Source organism: Micromonospora sp. SL1-18, assembly GCF_047921505.1.
Taxonomy (GTDB): domain Bacteria; phylum Actinomycetota; class Actinomycetes; order Mycobacteriales; family Micromonosporaceae; genus Micromonospora.
Map to the genome: position 1 here is coordinate 36153 of NZ_JBLROA010000053.1, position 6568 is coordinate 42720.

Below are 6568 nucleotides of genomic sequence, written 5' to 3' on the forward strand. Positions count from 1 at the left end.
CCGGCGGCTCACCCGGTAGCTGGCGAATCGACGCGGTGGCTCATAACCTGCGCCTATGAGCTCCCTACCCACGGTCGATGAGCTGCGGCTCGTCGAGGCGCTGGCCCGGCACGGTTCCCTGGGCGCGGCGGGCCGCGAGATGCGGATCAGCCAGCCGGCCGCGAGCAACCGGCTGGCGGCGCTGGAGAGGCGGATCGGCGAGCGGCTCTTCGAGCGGGACACCACCGGGGCGCGACCGACCCCGGCGGGGCGTACGCTGGCGGCGGAGGCGGCCCACGTGCTCGGCCACCTGCAGGCGATCTTCGACCGGACCCGGGCGGCCGCGCGTGGCGAGGTGCTGAGCGTGGGCACCTTTCCGAGCCTGGCCGCGTTGCTGTTCCCCGCCCTGGTCGACCTGCTCGGCGACGTGACCGTGCAGCAGGTCACCGACCACGGCGACCGGCTGGTCGAGTGGGTCGGCGAGGGCTCGCTGGACGCCGCTTTCGTCACCATCGCCAATCAGTTGCGGCTGCCGGCCACGACAACCGCGGCACCTGTTGCCGGCGACCAGCTCGCCGTGCTCACCCCGCCCGGGGTACGGCTCGGCACCGGACGCCGGCCGTTCGCCGGCCTCGACGTGGTAGCCCACACGTACGACCCGTCCGCCGACGCACTGCACCGGCGGATCTCCGCGCTGGGCGCTCGACCCAGGCCGGCGGCCACAGGCGAGACCGCGGTACGGATGGGCCGGCTGCTCGACTGCCCGGTCGTCCTGCCGCGCGGGCTCGCCCTCGCCTACGCGGCCCCGAACGAGCAGGTCTCGACAGCGCCAGTGCCGGGTCGCTTCACCCTTTTCCTGGTCACCCGCCGACCCACGCCGTCCGCCCTGGCGGCCGTGGTGGACGAGCTGGCCGACCGGCTCGGCCTGGAACGGGCGAGACGGACCTAGATGTTCGTCTGAAGGACGCCGATGCCGGTCACGGTAATGCCTCCTCGCCCTGGGTGATCCCGATCGTCCTGCCTGGTAGGAGAAGCAGTTGCTTGACAAGCTGCCACTGTCGAGTTGAGATTCCAAGCATGTCCTTGGAATCGGATCCCCGGCAACGGGTCGTCACTGATCCGCTCACGCTCCGGGCGCTGGCGCATCCCGTACGGCTCAAGCTGCTTCTTCTTGTCGGTCGTGAGGGGTCCATTACGGCCGCGGATGCCGGCCGACAGCTCGCCATCAGTCAGGCGCTCGCCTCACACCATTTGCGCCAGCTCGCCAAGTACGGCTTCGTCGAACACGCCGACGCAGGTGACAACCGTGAGCGGCCGTGGCGGGTCACCGCTGTCTCGTACCGGTTCGAGGCGGCAGACGGATCGCTGGAGTCCTGGGAATCCGTCGACCTGCTCGACCGCTACCTGGTCGAACAGGCTGCCGCTGAGCTAGCGGACTGGCAGCAGCGCCGCGCCGATGAGGATCCTCGCTGGGGCGAGCACGTCCCGGTCTCGCAGAGCCTGCTTTACCTCACGGTCGAGGAGTTCGCCGAGCTGAAGGCGCGATGGGACGAGCTGGTAGCGCCGCTGGCTCTGCGGCGGCCGCTCGGCGATGCGGACAAACGGCCCGCGGAAGCCGTACCGGTGAACCTCACGCTCGTGGCCACGCCGTTGCGCGCAACCCCGTCGGGGGGATGACGTGCGCCGACTGTGGCGGATCCTTGCCGGCAGCAGGGACCTGCGGCTGCTGCTCGCAGCGAACCTGATCTCGCTGGCTGGTGACTGGATCCTGCGGACCGGGCTCGCCTACCAGGTCTATGTGCTGACCGGCTCCACTCTCGCATCTGCTGGATCGGTCCTGGCCTCGCTGCTGCCGCAGATGGCACTCGGATCGGTCGCCGGCGTTTACGCCGACCGGTGGGACCGCCGCCTGACCATGGTCGTCACCAACCTGCTGATGGTCGTGGCCCTACTCCCACTGCTCGCAGTGCGGCATCAGCACCAGGTTTGGGTGGTTTACCTGGTGATCGCGGTGCAAAGCTGCCTCGCGCCGTTCTTCACCTCCGCCGAGGCTGCGCTCGTGCCGTCCCTGGTGGCGACCGACCACCTCGTCACAGTCAATTCGCTCAACGCCCAGACCCGCGAGGTCGCCCGCCTGGGCGGTGCCGCTCTGGGCGGAGTGATCGCGGCCATTGGCGGCATCGCCCTGCTGAGCCTCGTAGACATGGTGACGTTCGCGCTCGCGGCCGGGCTGCTCCGGCTGATCCGCACCCGGCGCCGCTCCGGCTCGGCGACGCGCCAGCACCTGATGCGGGAATGGGCCGAAGGCATTCGCATCGCGCTCTCCAGTCGGGTCCTGCGGGTCTTCCTGGCCTTCACCGTCACCAGCGGCGTCGGCGAAGCGATCATGGGCACGCTGATGGCACCGTTCGTGCGTGACGTGCTGGGGGGCGACGCCCGCGCATACGGTGTGATCATGTCGGCTCAGGCGGTCGGCGGCATGGTGGGCGGCGCTACGGTGACGCTGATCGGGCACCATTTCGCGCCGCGAAAAATGTTCGGCTGGGGAGCGCTCGTATTCGGCGCACTGGACGTGGTGCTGTTCCTGTATCCGCTGGCCACGCACGCGCTCTGGCCCGCTCCGGTGCTCATCGCGCTCGTCGGGCTGCCGGCCGCGTTTCTGACAGCGGGCGGCATGACGGTCTTTCAGAGCGCGACAACTGACAAGTACCGCGGGCGGGTGTTCGGGGCAATCGCCGCCGTGAATGGCGCCGCCATGCTGCTCGGCACCATCGCGGCCGGCGCCCTCGGTGACCGAATCGGGATCCAGCCGGTCATCGTCACTCAAGGCGCGGCCTACGGCCTGGCCGGCGTGGTCCTGCTGCTCGCCCTCCCCAAGCCGTCACCGGTACGGGATCAGCCGGCACCACCAGTGACGCCGCGAACGGCAACTGCCGAGGGCCACGAAATGAGGTCAGGGTCGGTCTGAACGACCGGCCCTGAGGATGCTACTGCTGGTGCGCCGCCAGGGACTCGAACCCCGAACCCGCGGATTAAGAGCGTCTTCCCTTCTCGCCATGGTCCTGCCTGGCCTGGTGTGGCCCCTCCTGACACCGCGTTGTGGCCCGTGAATGGCCCGACAGTCCGCCCAGGGCGACAGCGGCCATCTCGCCATTCGGCTATCAGACGAATTGGTGCTGGTCACGGTCCGCTCCACATTTGGGGCTACGCGCACTTCCGGATCATGTGTCACGATCTTGGCCATGCGTCTTTCGTTCGGCCTGCTCGTTGCATCCGTCGCGGCTGGTCTGCTCTCGGTTGGGGCGGCGCTGCTCGCCATGACAGGCGCGTCGCTGCAGTTCGGCCTGGTCATGCTGCTCGCACTGCTCGGCTACGTGTTGGCGAGTCGGGGTGTGCGCCGCGTCAGGTGGGCCGTCGCCGCCGGTATCGGGCTACTTGCCGTGGTGGCGGCGATGAGACTGTTCTGGTATCAGGAGCAGGTCGATGAAGCAGACTGGCTGACACACGGCCAAGGAGTAGCGATGACGGCCATGTTGGCGCATTGGCAGGAGATGATCGAACGGGAAAGGCTCGCCGCGCTGGGTCTGGCACTTGGCGTTCTCTGTCTCGCGGCCGGTGCGTTGGCGCTACCTTCACATGGCAGGCGGCGGGGGGTCGCGACGACAGTCCTCGCGCTGCTGCTACTCGCCTGGTTCGGGCTGACCTCCGCGCGGGAGTTCGGCCGCTATCCGCTGTTCGACCTGCTCGGGACGGTGTGGCCGGCGCTGCTCGCTGCCCTCGTGGCCATGTGGGCACTCGCACTGTCAGGGTGGCGGGCCGACCGGCGTTGGCTGCTTCCGGTGGGGTTGTTCCTGCTGTCACTGGGAGCGGCTCGCGCTTACTCGGATCTCGCCGCCCAGTGGTCAGGCTGGTGGCTTATGACCAAGCCTCCCGGCGGCGGCTTCTTGAAGCCAGGAGTGATGGTGAGCACGTCAACGGAAGGCTTCCCTCAGGTGTCGTGGGCCATAGAGGCGGCAATCGCGCTCGCCGGTGCGGGACTGGTGGCCGTCGGCGCATTGCGCAGCTCCCGCGAGGCTGATGCATCATAGGCTGAGGCTGGTAGCCCTTGTGGTGCCCGGCGAGGTGATCCGCGGGCGGCATCCGCCATGGCAGGCGGGCCAGCCCGGAAACTTGGCTCTGCTCAGGGACACCGCCTGCGGGCCAGTTCCCTTTCTTCCTGGGGCAGTGCCTCGGCGGCCAACAGTTGCGGCAACAGTTCCTGTTCGAGTGTCATCGCGCGGAAGACGAGCTCGACGGTCACGTGGTGGGCGGGTCGGTACATGCTCTCGATCGGGTCGGCGGCGCGGACATGGCCTGGCTCGATTACGCGCAGATACGCGCCCGGCAACGCGGCTTGCGTGAACCGCTTGATCCAGCCGTGCTGTTGCAGCCAGCCCTGGAATGTCGCACACGGGATCCGTGCGCATGACACCTCCAAGACGACATCCGGCCCGATCCGCCAGCGTTCGCCGATCAACGCCCGATTGACATCGAGGCCAATGGTCGTCAGGTTCTCCCCAAAGCCACCGTTCGTGATCGGCCTGTCCAACTCGGCTTCCCAGCGGTCGAGATCCTCGCGGGCGTAGGCGTAGACAGCCTGGTCGGGACCGCCGTGGTGCTTCACGTCGTAGACACGGTCGCCCACGAGACCGACTTCGCCGGTGCCCTTGGGGCCGGGGGCGATGACAGCGACCGGACCGGGACCAGGTCGCTTGTCAATTCCTGTCGCGCTGAGCTTCTTCCACGGATTGGGTCGAGGCTTGCCCACATTGACGGAGAGAAGCCTCATGGCAGCGAAGGTAGGGCCGGTTGCCCGCCGAAGCGACCCATTTCCCGGCCGCTACCGGCGGGGCATCCACCCGCCGGTGGCGCGGCAACTCACGGGTCAAGCTGCACGAGAGGCCATGCGGACCGCCCCCGCCCGCGGCATCGACGTCGGCTAGCGATCTTTGGTCGCTAGGCCCGCTGTGAAGCAGGTGCTGGGACGGATTCGTCAAGCATGTGGCCTCACCCGATGCCTTCATCGTGGGAGCGCGATCCACGTTGTATGGGTGGGATCGGCGCGAGTGCACATGCGTCGACAGGGCGGCGTGGCAGGGTAACGGCGTGACGGGTCAGCAAAGTGAGGCCGGCGATGATGGCGGCAGGGCGGTCCGACCTGCTGCGCAAACGTGGGAGCCCGCAGCAGGCGACGTTCCTGGAATTGTTCTTCGACCTGGCGTTCGTCTTCGTCATCCAGCGGATCGCCCTGCGGGTGACCGAACATCTGGCCCGTCCCGGGCTCGCCGAGTCGTGGCTTGCTCTCCCGGACGCGGGCAGGACGCTGCTGCTGCTCCTGCCGCTGACCTGGGTATGGACCATGACCACGTGGACCACGGCCAGACTAGACCCACGCCGGCTACCCGTGCAGGTCATCGTCATCATGACCATGTTCGGTGTGCTGATCATGTCGGCTGGGCTAACGACCGCGTTCCGCGGCGGCGGCCCGGCCTTCGCTGTGCCGTACGTTGTCATCCAGGTCGGCCGGGTCGTCGTCCTCAAGGTCATGCTGCGAGGGCACGATCTGGAGGACACGGTCACCCGTGACCTCGTCTGGTTCACGCTGACGGGCATCCTGTGGATCGCCGGCGCGTTCACCCACGACGGGACCCGGGTGGTGCTGTGGGTTGCCGCAGCGGCCGGGGACTACCTGGCGGCCCGCCTCGGGTGGCCCGTGCCGAAGCTCGGCCGGGCCCGTGCCATCCCCTGGGCGGCGGCCGGCGAACATTTGGCCGACCGTTATCAACAGTTCCTCCTGATCGCTCTCGGTGAATCGGTCCTGGCCCTCGCCGCCGCATACACCATGGGCTTGTATGACGTCGAGTCGACGGCGGCGTTCGTGATCGGCTTCGCCACCACCGTGCTGCTGTGGCGGATCTACTTCTACCGGGCCGGGCAGATCCTCGCCGACGCCATCGCCGCGTCGAAGGACCCCGCCCGCCTCGGCCGGGTGGCCGCCTTCACCCACTGGATCATGATCCTCGGCATCATCATCACCGCCATCGGATACGAACTGACCATCTCCCACCCGCTCGAAGCTGCCCGCGGTCAACTTGCTGTCGGCCACACCAAGCTGGCCTGGTTGATCTTCATCCTCGGTGGCCCCGCCCTGTACGTCGCCGGCCGCGCCCACTTCGAATACGTGGTCTTCGCCCGGGTGTCCCGACCACGGATCATCGGAGTCATCATCCTCGTCCTCGCAGCCCCGCTGGTGCACCTCCTACCACCGGTGTTGGCCTCCCTCACCGCCGCACTGGTCCTGGCCGGGATCGCCATCACCGACGCCGCACGAGCCCGCGGGAAACCACTCGAAGCCCCATCACCACCCGAATGAAGGATCCGAAGCCGACGAAAGGGCGTCGATGTCCACCTCCGGCCGTCTCTGGTGCCCTACCTCTGTTCGATGCCTGACGTAGGGGTCACCAAAAGAGGTCAGGGCCGATCCGAACGACCGGCCCTGAGGGTGTTACTGCTGGTGCGCCGCCAGGGACTCGAACCCCGAACCCGCGGA

General features: G+C 68.1%; 6 protein-coding genes. 5 read left to right on the forward strand and 1 reads right to left on the reverse strand.

The window, feature by feature from the left end; translation table 11 throughout:
• Positions 1–55: 55 nt before the first annotated feature.
• The 4 genes from ACNAW0_RS22505 (at position 56) to ACNAW0_RS22520 (ending at position 4067) form a co-directional block, all read left to right on the forward strand.
• A complete protein-coding gene (locus ACNAW0_RS22505; RefSeq protein ID WP_416289936.1) occupies positions 56–928 on the forward strand; it encodes a LysR family transcriptional regulator in 873 nt (290 codons plus the stop codon).
• A gap of 128 nt (positions 929–1056) precedes the next feature.
• Positions 1057–1656: a winged helix-turn-helix domain-containing protein gene (locus ACNAW0_RS22510; RefSeq protein WP_416289937.1), complete on the forward strand. Its 600-nt coding sequence runs from the start codon at positions 1057–1059 to the stop codon at positions 1654–1656.
• 1 nt (position 1657) lies between these two features.
• Complete coding sequence (locus ACNAW0_RS22515) at positions 1658–2947, forward strand: MFS transporter (protein WP_416289939.1); 1290 nt, start codon at positions 1658–1660, stop codon at positions 2945–2947.
• Positions 2948–3221: 274 nt separating this feature from the next.
• Complete coding sequence (locus ACNAW0_RS22520) at positions 3222–4067, forward strand: aminopeptidase (protein WP_416289940.1); 846 nt, start codon at positions 3222–3224, stop codon at positions 4065–4067.
• A gap of 92 nt (positions 4068–4159) precedes the next feature.
• On the opposite strand, the gene ACNAW0_RS22525 is transcribed toward ACNAW0_RS22520, so the two are convergent.
• Positions 4160–4807, reverse strand: coding sequence for an MOSC domain-containing protein (locus tag ACNAW0_RS22525; RefSeq protein WP_416289941.1), 648 nt, complete (start codon positions 4805–4807; stop codon positions 4160–4162).
• 345 nt (positions 4808–5152) lie between these two features.
• On the opposite strand from ACNAW0_RS22525, the gene ACNAW0_RS22530 reads away from it, so the two are divergent.
• Positions 5153–6391 carry a low temperature requirement protein A gene (locus ACNAW0_RS22530; RefSeq protein ID WP_416289942.1) on the forward strand — a complete coding sequence of 413 codons (1239 nt, stop codon included), beginning with the start codon at positions 5153–5155 and terminating at the stop codon, positions 6389–6391.
• The last annotated feature ends 177 nt before the right edge of the window (positions 6392–6568 follow it).

Bases quoted from the DNA above. Each gene is read 5' to 3' on its own strand.
- ACNAW0_RS22510 (WP_416289937.1), top strand. From the start codon at position 1,057: ATGTCCTTGGAATCGGATCCCCGGCAACGGGTCGTCACTGATCCGCTC.
- ACNAW0_RS22530 (WP_416289942.1), top strand. From the start codon at position 5,153: ATGATGGCGGCAGGGCGGTCCGACCTGCTGCGCAAACGTGGGAGCCCG.
- ACNAW0_RS22525 (WP_416289941.1), bottom strand. From the start codon at position 4,807: ATGAGGCTTCTCTCCGTCAATGTGGGCAAGCCTCGACCCAATCCGTGG.
- ACNAW0_RS22520 (WP_416289940.1), top strand. From the start codon at position 3,222: ATGCGTCTTTCGTTCGGCCTGCTCGTTGCATCCGTCGCGGCTGGTCTG.
- ACNAW0_RS22505 (WP_416289936.1), top strand. From the start codon at position 56: ATGAGCTCCCTACCCACGGTCGATGAGCTGCGGCTCGTCGAGGCGCTG.